16 protein-coding genes and 2 pseudogenes are annotated in these 14,779 nt (G+C 71.3%); 9 read left to right on the top strand and 9 right to left on the bottom strand.

All coding sequences use genetic code 11. The features are described from left to right. Positions 1-400: 400 nt before the first annotated feature. From ABZZ20_RS36195 to ABZZ20_RS36180, 4 genes and pseudogenes are all read right to left on the bottom strand, one after another. Positions 401-606: pseudogene (locus ABZZ20_RS36195) on the bottom strand (IS5/IS1182 family transposase); the annotation flags it as partial. Positions 607-669: 63 nt separating this feature from the next. Next, positions 670-720: pseudogene (locus ABZZ20_RS36190) on the bottom strand (hypothetical protein); the annotation flags it as partial. Between the two features lie 206 nt (positions 721-926). Next, a complete protein-coding gene (locus ABZZ20_RS36185; protein ID WP_356877192.1) occupies positions 927-1,187 on the bottom strand; it encodes a DUF397 domain-containing protein in 261 nt (86 codons plus the stop codon). Beyond that, entirely contained in the window at positions 1,147-1,995 is an 849-nt protein-coding gene (locus tag ABZZ20_RS36180; protein ID WP_356877190.1) for a helix-turn-helix transcriptional regulator, read from the bottom strand. Before ABZZ20_RS36180 ends, ABZZ20_RS36185 begins: the two co-directional genes overlap by 41 nt. A gap of 83 nt (positions 1,996-2,078) precedes the next feature. Here ABZZ20_RS36180 and ABZZ20_RS36175 point away from each other — a divergent pair, with 83 nt between their 5' ends. The 5 genes from ABZZ20_RS36175 to ABZZ20_RS36155 all read left to right on the top strand — a co-directional run bounded on the left by ABZZ20_RS36175 (position 2,079) and on the right by ABZZ20_RS36155 (position 6,471). After that, positions 2,079-2,591 carry an ATP-binding protein gene (locus tag ABZZ20_RS36175; RefSeq protein ID WP_356877188.1) on the top strand — a complete coding sequence of 171 codons (513 nt, stop codon included), beginning with the start codon at positions 2,079-2,081 and terminating at the stop codon, positions 2,589-2,591. A 47-nt stretch (positions 2,592-2,638) separates the two neighbouring features. Next, the gene (locus tag ABZZ20_RS36170) at positions 2,639-3,280 is read left to right on the top strand and encodes a class I SAM-dependent methyltransferase (protein ID WP_356877186.1); all 642 of its coding nucleotides are present in this window, start codon (positions 2,639-2,641) and stop codon (positions 3,278-3,280) included. Positions 3,281-3,433: 153 nt separating this feature from the next. After that, complete coding sequence (locus ABZZ20_RS36165) at positions 3,434-4,393, top strand: N-acetylmuramoyl-L-alanine amidase (protein WP_356877184.1); 960 nt, start codon at positions 3,434-3,436, stop codon at positions 4,391-4,393. 134 nt (positions 4,394-4,527) lie between these two features. After that, positions 4,528-5,328: a hypothetical protein gene (locus ABZZ20_RS36160; protein ID WP_356877182.1), complete on the top strand. Its 801-nt coding sequence runs from the start codon at positions 4,528-4,530 to the stop codon at positions 5,326-5,328. A 132-nt stretch (positions 5,329-5,460) separates the two neighbouring features. Further along, on the top strand, positions 5,461-6,471 hold the full coding sequence (locus ABZZ20_RS36155) for an LLM class F420-dependent oxidoreductase (protein ID WP_356877198.1): 1,011 nt from the start codon (positions 5,461-5,463) through the stop codon (positions 6,469-6,471). Here the strand turns inward: ABZZ20_RS36155 and ABZZ20_RS36150 are convergent. From ABZZ20_RS36150 to ABZZ20_RS36130, 5 genes are all read right to left on the bottom strand, one after another. Next, the gene (locus ABZZ20_RS36150; RefSeq protein ID WP_356877180.1) at positions 6,468-6,893 is read right to left on the bottom strand and encodes a hypothetical protein; all 426 of its coding nucleotides are present in this window, start codon (positions 6,891-6,893) and stop codon (positions 6,468-6,470) included. The genes ABZZ20_RS36155 and ABZZ20_RS36150 overlap by 4 nt on opposite strands. A gap of 62 nt (positions 6,894-6,955) precedes the next feature. Then, positions 6,956-7,627, bottom strand: coding sequence for a hypothetical protein (locus tag ABZZ20_RS36145; RefSeq protein ID WP_356877196.1), 672 nt, complete (start codon positions 7,625-7,627; stop codon positions 6,956-6,958). Positions 7,628-7,748: 121 nt separating this feature from the next. Beyond that, entirely contained in the window at positions 7,749-8,831 is a 1,083-nt protein-coding gene (locus ABZZ20_RS36140) for a prenyltransferase (RefSeq protein WP_356877178.1), read from the bottom strand. After that, a complete protein-coding gene (locus tag ABZZ20_RS36135; RefSeq protein WP_356877176.1) occupies positions 8,828-9,562 on the bottom strand; it encodes a class I SAM-dependent methyltransferase in 735 nt (244 codons plus the stop codon). The genes ABZZ20_RS36140 and ABZZ20_RS36135 overlap by 4 nt, the downstream gene beginning before the upstream one ends. Positions 9,563-9,623: 61 nt before the next feature. Beyond that, the gene (locus ABZZ20_RS36130; RefSeq protein ID WP_356877174.1) at positions 9,624-10,940 is read right to left on the bottom strand and encodes a glycosyltransferase family 4 protein; all 1,317 of its coding nucleotides are present in this window, start codon (positions 10,938-10,940) and stop codon (positions 9,624-9,626) included. 238 nt (positions 10,941-11,178) lie between these two features. Between ABZZ20_RS36130 and ABZZ20_RS36125 the strand changes: the two genes are divergently transcribed. The 4 genes from ABZZ20_RS36125 to ABZZ20_RS36110 all read left to right on the top strand — a co-directional run bounded on the left by ABZZ20_RS36125 (position 11,179) and on the right by ABZZ20_RS36110 (position 14,601). After that, positions 11,179-11,802, top strand: a complete 624-nt coding sequence (locus tag ABZZ20_RS36125; RefSeq protein WP_356877172.1) for a TetR family transcriptional regulator — start codon at positions 11,179-11,181, stop codon at positions 11,800-11,802. A gap of 368 nt (positions 11,803-12,170) precedes the next feature. Further along, positions 12,171-12,569: a hypothetical protein gene (locus ABZZ20_RS36120; RefSeq protein WP_356877170.1), complete on the top strand. Its 399-nt coding sequence runs from the start codon at positions 12,171-12,173 to the stop codon at positions 12,567-12,569. A 53-nt stretch (positions 12,570-12,622) separates the two neighbouring features. Beyond that, the gene (locus ABZZ20_RS36115; protein WP_356877168.1) at positions 12,623-12,964 is read left to right on the top strand and encodes a DUF485 domain-containing protein; all 342 of its coding nucleotides are present in this window, start codon (positions 12,623-12,625) and stop codon (positions 12,962-12,964) included. Positions 12,965-13,026: 62 nt separating this feature from the next. Beyond that, positions 13,027-14,601, top strand: coding sequence for a cation acetate symporter (locus tag ABZZ20_RS36110; protein ID WP_356877194.1), 1,575 nt, complete (start codon positions 13,027-13,029; stop codon positions 14,599-14,601). Positions 14,602-14,779: the final 178 nt, after the last annotated feature.

Genomic DNA, 14,779 nt, shown 5'->3' with positions numbered 1-14,779 from the left:
GCAGAGTTGGTCACGAGTCTCGTCCGGGATGCGCATACCACAACAACGAGCCCCGGAACGGGAAGCAACACCTTGATTTCCTGCAAGCCCTTAGGTGTCTATTGAATGTGCTGGTCACAGCCGTTCGTCGATGGCCGCCACGAGGACGGTCGCCTCGTAGCGGACCCGCGAGTTTGTCGTACCTCGTGGCCACGTCGCGGTGCCTCTTGAGGTGGTTGATGCCGCACTCGACTGCGTGCCGAGCCTTGTAGTCCTGCGGGTCGAACTTCGGCGGCCGGCCGCCGCGTGAGCCGCGTTTCTTACGATTGCGCGACTGATCGGCCTCGTCCGGGATGGTGCAGCGGATCCCGCGCAGCAGCAGGTAAGCGCGGTTGGACATGGGGTTCTGGCCCTGTTCGATGGCCAGGTGCAGCTTGGTGGCCAGACCGCCACGCGAGCGCCCGAGCCCGTGGTCGTCCGGCTCGATGGTGACGCCGCCAGGCGGCTCCTTCTGCAGTTCCCCTTTTCCCTCGCCCCGGCGGCGTGCTGGTGGGCCCGGCGCACCGTGGAGTCGACGTTGATGTCCCAGATGATCAGCCCCTTCGCGTCAGCCTGGGCCTGGAGCACGGTGAAGATCCGATGCCAGGTGCCGTCCCGCCGCCACCGGCGGAACAGGTCGTACACCCGCCCCCTCGGCCCGTACTCGACGGGGAGGTCCCGCCACGGGATGCCGGTGCGGATCCAGAACCTTTTACCGTTGATCAGCTGCCGCCTGGTCCACGTCGGCGGCCGTCCCCGCGAACCGGTCGTTCACCTGCTTGACCGCGACGAGCCGCCCGTCGGGCCCGGCACCGAGCAGGACGCGGCCCATGCGCCCTGCCCGAGCACCCCGACCGTACGGAACGGCCCCACGCGCACCGGGTCCGAGGGCCCTGAGCGATCCACCCCTAGACGGTCCTCACGAAGGCGGAGAAGGCGGCGGGGCTGACGGTGAAGACGGGTCCGTCGGGGTTCTTGGAATCCCGGACGGCGATCCGGCAGGGCTGCGCGGCGACCTCGACGCATTCGCCGCCGGTGTCGGAGCTGTACGAGGCTTTGCGCCAGACGGCGGCGCCGAGCGGGGCGCACTCGACGCACTCACCGCCCGTGGTGCCGCTGTACGAGGACTTACGCCACCGTGCGCCTGTCAGGTTCTGGATGGTCTCCATAGCGTTCCTCCATGACGCGGGCGATCAACGCCGCCGAGTCCTCCACCGAGAGGGCGGCGGCCTGGAGGTGATCGTAACGGAGATAACCCTCCCTGAGAGCTTGTGGATTGGCCGTCATATGGCCCTGGACGAAGTCCTCGGTATAGACGAGGTCCGGGTCGTCGTCGAACCGCAGGACGGTAAACGAGCCATCCAGTCCTACATGGGCGCCCGCCTCGAAAGGCAGGATCTGTACCTGCACCCACTCGCGCCTCCGTAGGGCCAACAAGTGGGCGAGTTGGTTCCGCATGACCTCCCGACCGCCGATCTCCTGGTGCAGTACGGCCTCGCTCAGCACGACCCACATCAGTGGCGGGTTCTCACGGTCGAGTATCCGCTGCCGCTCCATTCGGGCGGCCACCTTGGCGTCGAGGTCCTCCTCGGTGCGTACGCCCAGCACCGCACGCGCGTACTCCGGGGTCTGCAACAGGCCGTAGACCAGCTGTGCCTGGTACGTCGAGATGTATGCCGCCTTGGCCTCCATCTCCGCGTACGCCTGGAACCACGCCGGTAGTTGGCTGCGCAGCACCAGCCCCACCAGGCGCGAGAACACCCCGCCGGTGTCGAGCGCCGCGTCCACGCGCTCGGAGAAGTCCCGGGTCGGCACCTTCCTCGCCGTTTCGACCTGGCCGATGAGGGAGGCCGTACAGAAGACGATGTTCCCGAGTTGGCTCTGTTTCAGCCCGGCGTCCTCCCGCAGGCGGCGCAGTTCCGAGCCGTAGTAGTCCAGCGGAGAGGCGCTGGGATCCAGATCGCGGATGTTGACCATGAGGCGGTCTCCCCAAGTTCACGCGGTGCGGCGTTCGTTTCAGCCCGTAGCCGAGCGTAACCACCCTTCTCCACCCTGGTGACATGAATCACGTAACTCGCTGCTCTCCTGGGGAAATTGACGGCAGCTACCGGATGGACTTCACCGTCAGTGAACACTCGGCCCGGCACGTACGCCGCATCCTGAGGATCTACTTGACCAGTTGGGGCCTGGCCGGGCTGGCCCACGCCGCCGAGCTGGCGCTGACCGAGTTGGTCGCCAACGTCGTCCGGCACGTCCCCGGCCGGGCCTGCTCGGTGCTCATCCTGTGCCGCCCGGAGGGACTGCGGGTGGAGGTCACCGACGCGGACCCCCGCCCGCCGCACCCCGTACGCGGCGGCGACGCGCTCGCCGAGGACGGCCGCGGGCTGCTGCTGGTCGAGGCCGTGACCGACCGCTGGGGCTGCCACCCGACCTCCACCGGCAAGACGGTGTGGTTCGAGTACGACCGGCCGGCCGGAGTGCCGCGGCCCCCGGTCGGGGAGGGGGGTCCGGGGGACGGAACCCCCGCAGCGGCACCGCACCCGGACCCGGCGTGGACCGCTACCCGGCGGTAGGGCAGCATGGGCGCCCACGCACTACCGCCCCCACCGCCGGAGGAACCATGGCCACCCCCAAGCCGGAGACCCTCGCCGCCTTCGAGGCCGCCAAGGGGTTCATGCCCGTACGCGAGGGCCTCGCCCTGTACGAGGCCGCCCTCGGGGCGGGGGCGCTGGGGCTGCCGCTGCTGGAGGTCGGCACCTACTGCGGGCGCTCCACGATCCTGCTGGCCGACGCCGCCCGCGAGGCCGGGGTGGCCGCCGTCACGGTCGACCACCACCGGGGCAGCGAGGAGCAGCAGCCCGGCTGGGAGTACCACGACCCGTCCGTGGTGGACCCGGAGGTCGGGCTGATGGACACCCTGCCCACCTTCCGCCGCACCCTGCACCGGGCCGGGCTGGAGGACCACGTCATCGCGATCGTGGGCCGTTCCCCGCAGGTCGCCGCGACCTGGGGCGGCAAGCTCGGCTTCGTCTTCATCGACGGCGGCCACACCGACGAGCACGCCACCGGCGACTACGAGGGGTGGGCCCCGCACGTCGCCGAGGGCGGCACGCTCGTCATCCACGACGTGTTCCCCGATCCGGCCGACGGCGGCCAGGCCCCGTACCGGATCTACCTGCGCGCCCTGGCCTCCGGCGCCTTCGAAGAGGTCTCGGTGACGGACTCGCTGCGCGTCCTGCGCCGCGTCGCCCCGGGCATCTGAGGGCGACCACCTCACGCCGGGCCGGGCCCGCAGGGGCCCGCCCAACGCCCTGCGGGGGCGCGGCCGGGCCCCCGTATAAGCGGATAAACGCACCACGCCCCCGGATGGCCCAGGGTCCGCGCCGGCGGCGGACCGCCGGTCTAGCATCGCGACGTGCGCTACGACGACAGCACCCCAGCCCCCGAGCCCGCCTCCTCGGTCAGCCCGGAGCGGCGGTGGTTCGCGCGCCGCTCCGCCCTCGCGGTCGGAACGGCCGTACTCGCCCCGACCGCCCTGGCCGGGTGGGTCCTCGTCCAGGTGACGACCGGGGCGGGGGCGGACGACGCCCGGCCGCCGCGGATCGTGATGCCGGCCGCCTCCGGCACGGACGCCTCGGCCGCCCCACAGACCTCGGCCGCCACGCCCCCCACGACGCCGGGCCCCAGCGCCTCCGCCAAGGGCCCGCTCGCTGGCCGGACCGTCGTCATCGACCCCGGCCACAACACGGGCAACTTCAAGCACACCTCCGAGATCGACCAGAAGGTCGACATCGGCACGAACCGCAAGGAGTGCGACACCACCGGAACCACCACCAACTCCGGCTACATGGAAGCCGAGTTCACCCTCGACGTGTCCCGCCGACTGCGCACCGTCCTGGAGGCCAAGGGCCTGAAGGTGGTCCTCACCCACGAGGCCGACCGGCCGTGGGGCCCCTGCATCAACGAGCGTGCCCGCATCGGCAACGAGGCGGGTGCCGATGCCGTGGTGTCGGTCCATGCGGACGGGGTCTCCGAGGGCAACCGCGGCTACCACGTCATCCTCCCGGCCAAGGTCAAGGGCGGCGCCGCGGACACCGCGAAGATCGTCGAACCCTCGCGGTCGCTCGGCGAGCGGATCGCCTCGAACTTCGCCCGGACCACCGGCTCGGCTCCCGCCAACTACCTCGGTGGCGGTACGGGTTTGGTCGTCCGCGACGACCTCGGCGGACTCAACCTCTCTACCCGGCCCAAGGTGTTCATCGAATGCGGCAACATGCGTGATGCCAAGGACGCGGCGCTGCTGACCAGTCCACAGTGGCGGCAGAAGGCGGCCCAGGGCATCGCGGACGGCATCGTCGGCTTCTTGGGCGGGTAGTCCCACAGGGACAGCCTGCCGCCCCGATCCTCTCGGCCGCGGGGAACCTCCGTACCATGGTCCCGCCCGCCCCGCTCCTGCGCGTGCGACCGCGGCACCACGAGACGACCGAGACCGAGAAGGACACCTAAGACGTGAACATCCGCTCCCTCACTCGAGGCGACGGCGTGGTGATCGGAGCAGCGGCGCTGCTGTTCATCGCCTCGTTCCTCGATTTCTACTCCGCAACCGGCCTCGACCTGCCGAGCGTGTGGGACACCGACGTCTACCGTCTGGCGCTTCCCACGATCTTCCTGCTCGGCTTCATCGCGGCCGGTCTGCTGGTCGCCGGCCGCCTCCAGCCGGAGGGCCCCAAGCTCGCCGGCCTGCCCCTGGCGGCATGGGGGACGGTGCTCGCGGTCGCGGCCGCATGGTCCTCCCTCTGGTCGCTGATCACCAGCCCGAGCGGCGCCGACCTGGGCGCGGGCTGCATCATCGCCTTCCTGGCCACCCTCGCGCTGGCCGGTGTGGCCGTCGCGGGCGCGAAGATCCCGGCGCTCGCCGGCGGGCTGGTGCCGGAGCCGAGGCCCGCGGCGCCCGCGCCGTACGGGGGCCAGCCGCAGCCCGGCACCGGGTACGGCTACCCCGGCGGCCAGCAGCAGCCCTACGGGGCCACCCCGCAGCCGGTCCCGCCGTACGGCGGCACCCCGACCCCGGCACCGGGCCCGCAGGGCGCGGCGCCCGCCCCGGCGGCGGACTTCACCCCGTTCTGGTTCGCGGTCCCGGTGGCCCGCCCCCTCTTCCCCGAGGACGGCTCCCCCACCCCGATCGCCGAACTCGCGCCCGGTACCTGGTACCTGGCCGTGGACCAGCGCGGCGCGGACACGCTGATCGCCCAGACCCAGGACGGCCGCCGCGGCGTCCTGAACGACACCTCGGGCATCCAGCGCGGCTGACCCCGCGCCAACCGGTGCAGTGCCTCGACGGCCCCCCCGCCCTTCCGGGCGGGGGGGCCGTTGCCCTACAGTCGCCTGACGCATCGTCAGATACGGCTGTGGCAGGACTTCGGCATCGCGGAGGGGACGTACATGCGCCTCGGACTCGCACTCGGCTACTGGGGCCGCGGCCCCCACCCGGCCCACCTCGACCTCGCCACCGAGGCGGAGAACCTCGGCTACGACTCGGTGTGGACCGCCGAAGCCTGGGGTTCGGACGCCTTCACCCCGCTGACCTGGATCGCCGCGCACACCTCGCGCATCCGCCTCGGCACCGCCATCGCACAGATGGCGGCCCGCACCCCCACCGCCACCGCCATGCACGCCCTCACCCTGGACCACCTCTCCGGCGGCCGGATGATGCTGGGCCTGGGCCTCTCCGGCCCGCAGGTGGTCGAAGGCTGGTACGGCCGCCCGTTCCCCGCGAGCCCCCTCACGGCGACCCGCGAGTACGTGGACGTGGTCCGCCAGGTGCTGCGCCGCGAGGGGCCCGTCACCCTCGACGGCCGCTTCCACAGCCACCCGTACCGCGGCGAGGACGGCACCGGCATCGGCAAGCCGCTGAAGTCCATCACCCACCCGCTGCGGGCGGACCTGCCGGTACTGCTGGGCGCGGAGGGACCGAAGAACATCGCCCAGACCACCCGCATCGCGGACGGCTGGCTCCCCTTGTACTGGTCCCCGACCCGTACCGACGTCTACCGGGCCTCGCTCACCGACCTGCCCGAGGGATTCGTGATCGCCCCGATGGTCCGGGCCGCGGTCTGCGACGACGTCGCCGAAGGTCTGCTGCCCGTCAAGGCGATGCTCGGCTTCTACATCGGCGGCATGGGCCACGCGGCTCGCAACTTCCACGCCGATCTGATGGCCCGCATGGGATACGCACAGGAGGCCCGCCGCATTCAGGAACTCTTCCTCGCCGGCCGCAGGCAGGAGGCGGTCCTCGCCGTCCCGGACGCGTTCGCCGACGAGATCTCCCTGGTCGGGCCGCGCGAGCGGATCGCAGAACGCCTGGAGCTGTGGCGCAAGGGCCCGGTCACCGACCTGCTCCTGACGGCCCCGGACCCGCACACCCTGCGCGTCCTGGCCGAACTCAACAGCTAAGCGGGTCCGGTCGCCGCGTCCGACCCGGCCGACCCGTCCGCATCGGCCTGCGGGACGGCCTCCAGCAACTCCCGTAGGTCCAGCGGCATGACGGCGATCTCGATGCTCCCGCCGTTCTCGTACGTGCAGGCCACGATCCGCGATCCGGGGTTGATGGAGATGCCCTCCCGCACGGACGGCGCCCGCACCCCGGTGGCCCGGCCCCCGGACAGGGGCACGGGCTCCCCGCGCCGGGGCACCCAACGGGCCCCGGCGGGGCCGGGGAAGACCCGGCCCATCCGCCAGCGGCCCGCACCGGCCGGGTGCCGCGCCATGCACGGGATCCCCTCCGGGCTCCCGGCGGCGAGCCGCTGCCGCTGCTTGCGCCGGACGAGCCACCCGACCCCGGCGGCAGCGGCCAGGGCCACCAAGAAATCGATCATCCGCCCATTGAAGCAGGCCGGACCGGCGACCGCGCCCGTCCGGCCTGCGGGGGTGCGAAGGGCTACCCGCCCAACTGGGAGACGCTGGGGACCTTCTCGACCACCACGGCGCCCGCGCTCTTGCCGGCGTCCTTGACCCCGTTGATGACGTCCTGGAAGGAGCTGATGTCGGCGTCGCCGGCATCTCCCTGGCGCAGCTTGGTGCCCAGGCCCTTGAGGGACGCGATGCCCGCCGTCAGCGGAGCCACCGCCTTGGACAGCAACGGGTCGCCCTTGGCGTTCTCCGCCGCCGCCTTCAGCCGGTTGTACGCGAAGGCACCGGCCAGGCCCGCCTTGATGAGGGCGAACGTACGGCCCTCGGCGCCCTTCTTGAACTTGCCCTCGCGGTACGGCTTGACGATCCACTGGTACGTCGCCCCGGCCGCGAGTCCCGCGTTGGCGATGAAACGCGTCTTGGCGAACTTCTGCTTCTCGGCGGAGGTGCTCGGCGTGGGCTCGGCGGCGAGCGCCGCCACCTCCTCCGCCGCGACTGCCTCGGCCGCTTGCGTCTCCGCCGCTGCCGCTGCCGCTGCCGCCTCGACGTCGGCGGCCGGCGCCGCCGGCACGGACAGGGACACGTCCTCGCTGCCGCCCCTGCCGCTGCCTCCGTTGCCGCAGGCGGTGGCCCCGGCGAGCAGCGAGCCGGACAGGAGCAACGCGGTGAAGGCGCGGCGGAATCGGACGGTACTGGGTATGGACACGGTTTCCTCCGGGGAGTGAGGTGTCTCCCGCAGCGTCACCCGGGCCCTCGGGCTCCGCCACTTGGGGGACCCGTTCGGGTTCGCCGCTCTCAGCGGCCCGGCCCCGCCCGAACCCCTATCCGCAGCAGTCCGGCTCCAGCCCGGACGGCAGCTCCAGCCCCCCGAACACCGCCCCGGTGGCCTCGTCACCGCCGAGCGCGGCCACCGCCAGCAGCAGCGACCCGGCGGTCCAGGTCGTCTGCTCGACCGGCCACACCGCCTGGTCCTCGAAGACGTAGCCCGTCCAGTACATGCCGTTGTCCGCCCGCAGGTGCGTGATCGACCGCAGGATCTCCAGGGCGCGGTCCGACTCGCCCATGGCCCACAGCGCGAGGGCGAGCTCACAGGACTCCCCGCCCGTCACCCAGGGGTTCGGCAACACGCACCGCACCCCGAGGTCCGGGACGACGAACTCGTCCCACCGCGCGTCGATCCGTGCCGCGGCCTCCGTGCCGGTGAGCGCCCCGCCCAGCACCGGGTAGTACCAGTCCATCGAGTACCGGGACTTGTCCAGGAACCGCTCCGGGTGCCGTCGGATCGCGTGCCCGAGGGCGCCGGCCGCCAGCTCCCAGTCCGGCTGCGGCTCCTCGCGGTGCTCGGCGATCGCCAGCGCGCACCGCAGTGCCTGGTGGATCGAGGACGAGCCGGTCAGCAGCGCGTCGGTGACGGGCGCGCCGTCGGCCTCCCGCTTCCAGCCGATCTCGCCGCCCGGCTGCTGGAGTCCGAGCACGAACTCGGTCGCCGCGTGGACGGCCGGCCACATGCGGTCCAGGAACCGGTCGTCGCCGGTGGCCAGGTAGTGGTGCCAGACCCCGACCGCTATGTACGCGACGAAGTTGCTCTCCCGGCTCGCGTCCTGCGCGGTGGCGGTGTCCACCCCGTCCGGCCGGTCGGCGTAGGCCGCGTACCAGGAGCCGTCCGCGTTCTGGTGCCGGGCCAGCCAGTCGTACGCCCGCTCCGCCGCCGCGTGCTCGCCCGCCGCGTCCAGCGCCATCGCGGCCTCGGTGTGGTCCCACGGATCGAGGTGGTGTCCGCGGAACCACGGGATGGCCCCGTCCGAGCGCTGTGCGGCCAGGATGCCGGCCACCGTGGCGGCTGCCTCGTCGACGGTCAGCACACCGTCCAGGACCAGGCGTTCCGTACGTCCGGGCGAGCTCACTTCGCTGCGCCCACAGGAAGGTGCGGCTTGGTCGCGTACGCCACGAAGCTCTTGCCGATGACCGGGTTGAGCGCCTGCTCCGCCAGCCGCGTGGCCAGCGGCCTCTTCATGATGTCCCAGACCAGGAGCTTGTGGTACGCCTTGACCGGCAGCGCCTTGTCGTTGTCGACGCCGAAGGCGCACTTGAGCCACCAGTACGGGGAGTGCAGCCCGTGCGCGTGGTGCGTGCCGTACGGCTTGAGGCCCGCGGCCTCCATCTTGGCGAGCAGCTCGTCGGCCTTGTAGATGCGGATGTGTCCGCCCTCGACCTCGTGGTACGCGTCGCTCAGCGCCCAGCAGATCTTCTCCGGGCCGTAGCGCGGCACGGTGATGGCGATGCGACCGCCCGGCTTGAGGACGCGGACCATCTCCGCCAGCACGCCCTTGTCGTCGGGGATGTGCTCCATCACCTCGGAGATGATGACGACGTCGAAGGACTCGTCGGGGAACGGCAGGGCCAGCGCGTCGCCCTCCATGGCGGTGGCGGTGGCGCCGGCCGGGGCCTCACCGGCCTCCTTCATGGCGGCGAACCACTTGGCGACCTCGCGGATCTCCTCGCCGTTGCGGTCGACCGCGACCACCTGTGCGCCGCGCCGGTAGCACTCGAAGGCGTGCCGGCCGGCGCCGCAGCCCAGATCGAGCACACGGTCGCCTGCGGCGAGCGGGAACCGGGAGAAATCGACGGTCAGCACGGGGTCCTGCCTTCGCGGTCGCGGGGGTGGAGGGGGGAGGGGGACATGGAGCGGAAGGAGATCACCGAGCGCGGCGGGTACGGCCGGCCGCCTGCTCGATGGCGGCGCGGTAGTGCGCGGCGGTGCCCTCGGCGGCTCTGGCCCAGGTGAACCGGGTCAGCACCCGCTCGCGCCCGGCGGCACCGAGGCGGGCCCGCAGGTGCGCGTCGCCCAGCAGCCGGCCCAGTGCGGCGGCCAGCGCGCCGGCGTCACCGGGCGGCACCGCCAGGCAGGTCTCGCCGTCGGGGCCCGCGACCTCGGGGATGGCACCGCCGGTGGTGGCGACCAGCGGGGTGCCGGTGGCCATGGCCTCGGCGGCGGGCAGCGAGAAGCCCTCGTACAGCGAGGGCACGCAGGCGACCTGCGCGCTGCGCACCAGGTCGACGAGCTCGGCGTCGGTGATGCCCTTGACGAAGCGGACCGCGTCCTGGAGCCCGTACGAGTCGATCGCACGGGCGACGGGGCCCTGCTCGGCGCGCTTGCCGACGACGACGAGGTGGGCGTCGGGCCGCTCGGTGCGCAGCTTCGCGAGCGCCTCGACGAGGTGGACGAGCCCCTTGAGCGGGACGTCCGCGCTGGAGGTGGTGACGATCCGCCCGGGCACCTCGGCGACGGACGCGTCGGGCGACCACAGGTCGGTGTCGGCGCCGATGTGGACGACGTGGATGCGCTCGTCCCGCACGCCCAGGTGCTCGGCGATCTCCTGCTTGGAGGAGCCCGAGACGGTCAGTACGGACGGCAGCCGGCGGGCGACGCGTCCCTGCATGCGCGTGAAGGCGTACCAACGCCGCACCGAGAGGCGCTTCTTGCGGTCCGTGGCGGCGTCGAGGTCGAGCTGCCGGTCGACGGTGATGGGGTGGTGGATCGTGGTGACCAGCGGCGCGCCGAGGTCGGCCAGCAGGCCGTATCCGAGCGTCTGGTTGTCGTGGATGACGTCGAACTCGCCGGCGCGGGCGGCGAGGTGGCGCCGGGCCCGCAGCGAGAAGGTCAGCGGCTCGGGGAATCCGCCGGTCCACATGGTGGCGACCTCCAGCGCGTCGATCCAGTCCCGGTACTCCCCGCGTCCCGGCGTACGGAACGGGTCGGGCTGCCGGTACAGGTCGAGGCTCGGCAGTTCGGTGAGCGTGGCACCGGTGTCGAGGACCGGGTACGGCTGTGCGCCGATGACTTCGACGGAGTGTCCCAGCTGCACGAGCTCCCGCGAAAGGTGCCGGACGTAGACGCCCTGGCCCCCGCAGAACGGGTTCCCCTTATAGGTGAGGAGTGCGATGCGCAACGGGCGGTCACCGTCGGTGGTGGCTCCCGTGAAGGGGCTCGTCATCATGGCCTCAGCGGTCACTCTCGGCCCCCATCTCCCTGCACTTTCGCCGGAGCGTAACCGCTCGGATAATGTAGAACAAGTTTCAGACTTGATCCGTTGAAGACCATTGAATCTACCGGCCGGAAACCACACCGTAAGAGGTGGAGCAGGTGATTCACGCCACGGCTCCGGCGCCTGGCATGCTGGCCGCGGATCGACACGCGAACAGCACGGAAGCCAGCGCCACCACGACACGGAACGCCATGGAACGGGTCAGATGACAGCGGATGTGAAAGCCGTCGCCACGACGGCGGGCCCTGCCCTGACGGAGCGCCAGGAGGCGCGCCGCCGCCGGATCCTGCACGCCAGCGCCCAGCTGGCCAGCCGGGGCGGTTTCGACGCCGTCCAGATGAGGGAGGTCGCGGAGGCGGCCGGGGTCGCACTGGGCACGCTGTACCGGTACTTCCCGTCCAAGGTGCACCTGCTCGTGGCCACGATGCAGGACCAGCTCCAACACATGCACACGACGCTGCGCAAGCGTCCCCCGGCGGCCGAGGACCCGGCGGCCCGGGTCGCGGAGACGCTCATGCGGGCCTTCCGTGCCCTCCAGCGGGAACCGCACCTCGCCGACGCGATGGTGCGCGCGCTGACGTTCGCTGATCGGAGCGTCAGCCCCGAGGTGGACACGGTGTCCCGGCTGACCACGGCGATCATCCTCGACGCGATGGGCCTGGACGCCCCGCCGACGGCGCAGCAGCTCTCCGCGGTCCGGGTCATCGAGCACACCTGGCACTCGGCCCTGATCACCTGGCTGTCGGGCCGTGCCTCCATCGCCCAGGTCAAGATAGACATCGAGACGGTCTGCCGCCTGATCGACATGACGGCGCCGGAAAAGGCCTGATCCGACCGGAGGGCCGGGGCCGGCGGGTGAAGCTCCCGGCCCGCTCATCGGCAGCGGGCCGCAAGAGCCGCAGCAGCCCCCTGCGGCGGTGACGGGACCCGAAAGGCCCCACCGAAAGAACACGCACCCCGGCCGAAAGATCTAGACCTTACGGTGCGTAATGCTGGCCAGAACTCGTCGTGCGCTGGTGAGATCGGACCAAGAGCTGCGGTGAGTCGCGGCGTCCCGGCCCCATGGGCACCGACGCCCGGACCGCTCACCGCCCAGGCAGGTCCCCCACGCCCAGGCATCCGCCGCACGGTCAGGCCGGGTCACCCTCAGGACGGGGCCCGACGGGGACTGCCGCACTTCGCATCACGGGGAGCACCATGACGACCACACCGCCGACCTCATGTGCCGGTACTCCACCGGCAGCGTCCGAGGAGTCGTCCGACGCAACGCCGACTGCAGCTGCGGCACCGCCGCCGCAGGTGTACTGGGCGCCGGCAGTCTGGCTCCAGGCACCCTGCGCGCCCACCCCCGCCTGCCACCAGCAGCGCGGCAGGAACGCTGCCGTCGTCGTCATCGTCGTCCTCTCCTGCGCGCTCCTGCTCAGCCTCGGCGCCCTGTACACCCTGGCCACGGGCCGCACGGCCGGCGGAGCGCTCTCGGGCGCCGGAACCGGGCACAACTGCCGACGTACCACCGCGCCGCCCATGGTGCCGCCCGACGATTCGCCATGGCCGGTCAGCGTGCGGGGGCGCATCACGGCCCGCGTCTCCCACTGAGCACCAACAGCCCTTGTCCACTCGCTCAACTCACCCGTACGCAACGGAGTTCCATGTCCAGCCCAACCGAACTGCTTGAGACGTCGCAGTACGCCGAGACAGGCGAATCCGCAACCTTCGCCGAACTGCGTACCCGTTTCCGGAAGTTCGCCTTCACGATGACCGGGGCGTTCCTGCTCTTCTACGTGGCCTACGTGCTGCTGTGCACCTACGCACCGCACGTGGTGGCCACCAAGCTCATGGGGAACGTGAACGTCGCCCTGCTGCTGGGCGTGGCACAGTTCGCCTCCACGTTCCTGATCGCCTGGCTCTACACGCGGTACGCGAAGTCCCGGCTCGACCCGTTGGCCGACTCGCTGCGGCTCGACACGGTCCCCGCGCGAGGTGACGCGTGAACGGCAACGCACTCCTGGGGACCGGCGCACTCGCCTCGTCCAACGCCTCGCAGAACCGCACGATGACGATCGCCCTCTTCCTGCTCTTCGTCGCCGTCACCCTGGGCATCACGATCTGGGCCGGCAGGAAGAACAGGGACGCCACCGACTTCTTCGCCGGCGGGCGCTCGTTCAGCGGTTTCCAGAACGGTCTCGCCATCTCGGGCGACTACATGTCCGCCGCCTCCTTCCTCGGCATCACCGGCTCCATCGCGCTCTTCGGCTACGACGGCTTCCTGTACTCCGTGGGGTTCCTGGTCGCGTGGCTGGTGGCGTTGCTGCTCGTCGCCGAACCGCTGCGCAACAGCGGCCGGTTCACCATGGCGGACATCCTCGCGTTCCGGATGCGGCAGCGCCCGGTCCGTACCGCCGCCGGCGTCTCCACCATCGTGGTCTCCATCGTCTACCTGCTGGCCCAGATGGTGGGCGCGGGCTCGCTGGTCGCGCTGCTGCTGGGGGTCTCCGGCGACGGCGCCAAGAGGTGGATCATTCTGGGTGTCGGCGCCCTGATGATCCTCTACGTCACCATCGGCGGGATGAAGGGCACGACCTGGGTGCAGATCATCAAGGCGGGCCTGCTCATGGCCGGCGCGCTGCTGATGACCGTGCTGGTGATGAATCGTTTCGGCTGGAACCTCTCCGCGCTGCTCGGCTCGGCGGCCGAAGCCAGCGGCAAGGGTGACGCCTTCCTCGAACCGGGGCTGAAGTACGGCATCAGCTCGCTCACCCGGCTCGACTTCGTGAGCCTCGGCCTCGCCCTCGTCCTCGGCACGGCCGGTCTGCCGCACATCCTGGTCCGCTTCTACACCGTCCCCACGGCCCGCGCCGCGCGCACCTCGGTGAACTGGGCCATCGCCGTCATCGGCGTCTTCTACCTGATGACCATCGCGCTCGGCTTCGGCGCCGCGGCACTGATCGGCCCGCACGCGATCAAGGCGTCCAACCCGGCCGGCACGACCGCCGCACTGGTGCTCGCCGAGGAGCTCGGCGGCGGCCCGGCGAGCACGACCGGAGCCCTGCTGCTCGCCGTCATCTCGGCCGTTGCCTTCGCCACCATCCTTGCCGTCGTGGCCGGACTGACCCTGGCTTCCTCGGCCTCCTTCGCCCATGACCTGTACGCCCACGTCATCCGCAAGGGCAGGGCCAGCGAGAAGCAGGAGGTGCGGGTGGCGCGCTGGTCGGCAGTGGCGATCGGAGCGGTCGCGGTGACCTTGAGCATGTTCGCGGACAAGCTCAACACGGCCGCCCTGGTGGCGCTGGCCTTCGCGATCGCGGCCTCCGCCAATGTGCCGACGATGCTCTACAGCCTGTTCTGGAAGCGATTCAACACCGTGGGCGCTCTGAGCAGCATCTACGGCGGGCTCGCCACCTCCGTGCTGCTGGTGGTGTTCTCCCCGGTGGTCTCGGGCAAGGCGACCTCCATGTTCCCCGGCGCGGACTTCCACCTCTTCCCGCTGGAGAACCCCGGCCTGATCTCGATTCCGCTCGGCTTCCTGCTCGGCTGGCTCGGGACGGTGCTGTCGCGACCCGAGGAACGCGGCGAGGAGAAGCACGCCGAGCTGGAGATCCGCTCCCTGACGGGCATCGGCGCCAGCTGAGCCGTCCGCGACACCCGTTTCCGATCCACCACACCCTTCTGTTGAAGCAACACCCCAAGAGGAGTACCAAGTTGAGTAGCGAGAGCCTGGCCAATCTGCTCAAGGAGGAGCGGCGGTTCGCACCGCCTGCCGATCTGGCCGCCGCCGCCAATGTGACACGGGCTGCTTACGCCGAGGC

This window comes from Streptomyces sp. NPDC006430, from assembly GCF_040612395.1.
Taxonomy (GTDB): domain Bacteria; phylum Actinomycetota; class Actinomycetes; order Streptomycetales; family Streptomycetaceae; genus Streptomyces.
The sequence above is the reverse complement of the archived record's forward strand: the minus strand, read 5'-3'. Positions and strand labels throughout refer to the sequence as shown.

Coding starts and splice junctions, on each gene's coding strand:
- ABZZ20_RS36175 (WP_356877188.1), top strand. CDS start 2,079: ATGAATCACGTAACTCGCTGCTCTCCTGGGGAAATTGACGGCAGCTAC.
- ABZZ20_RS36180 (WP_356877190.1), bottom strand. CDS start 1,995: ATGGTCAACATCCGCGATCTGGATCCCAGCGCCTCTCCGCTGGACTAC.
- ABZZ20_RS36155 (WP_356877198.1), top strand. CDS start 5,461: ATGCGCCTCGGACTCGCACTCGGCTACTGGGGCCGCGGCCCCCACCCG.
- ABZZ20_RS36125 (WP_356877172.1), top strand. CDS start 11,179: ATGACAGCGGATGTGAAAGCCGTCGCCACGACGGCGGGCCCTGCCCTG.
- ABZZ20_RS36120 (WP_356877170.1), top strand. CDS start 12,171: ATGACGACCACACCGCCGACCTCATGTGCCGGTACTCCACCGGCAGCG.
- ABZZ20_RS36110 (WP_356877194.1), top strand. CDS start 13,027: ATGACGATCGCCCTCTTCCTGCTCTTCGTCGCCGTCACCCTGGGCATC.
- ABZZ20_RS36170 (WP_356877186.1), top strand. CDS start 2,639: ATGGCCACCCCCAAGCCGGAGACCCTCGCCGCCTTCGAGGCCGCCAAG.
- ABZZ20_RS36150 (WP_356877180.1), bottom strand. CDS start 6,893: ATGATCGATTTCTTGGTGGCCCTGGCCGCTGCCGCCGGGGTCGGGTGG.
- ABZZ20_RS36185 (WP_356877192.1), bottom strand. CDS start 1,187: ATGGAGACCATCCAGAACCTGACAGGCGCACGGTGGCGTAAGTCCTCG.
- ABZZ20_RS36115 (WP_356877168.1), top strand. CDS start 12,623: ATGTCCAGCCCAACCGAACTGCTTGAGACGTCGCAGTACGCCGAGACA.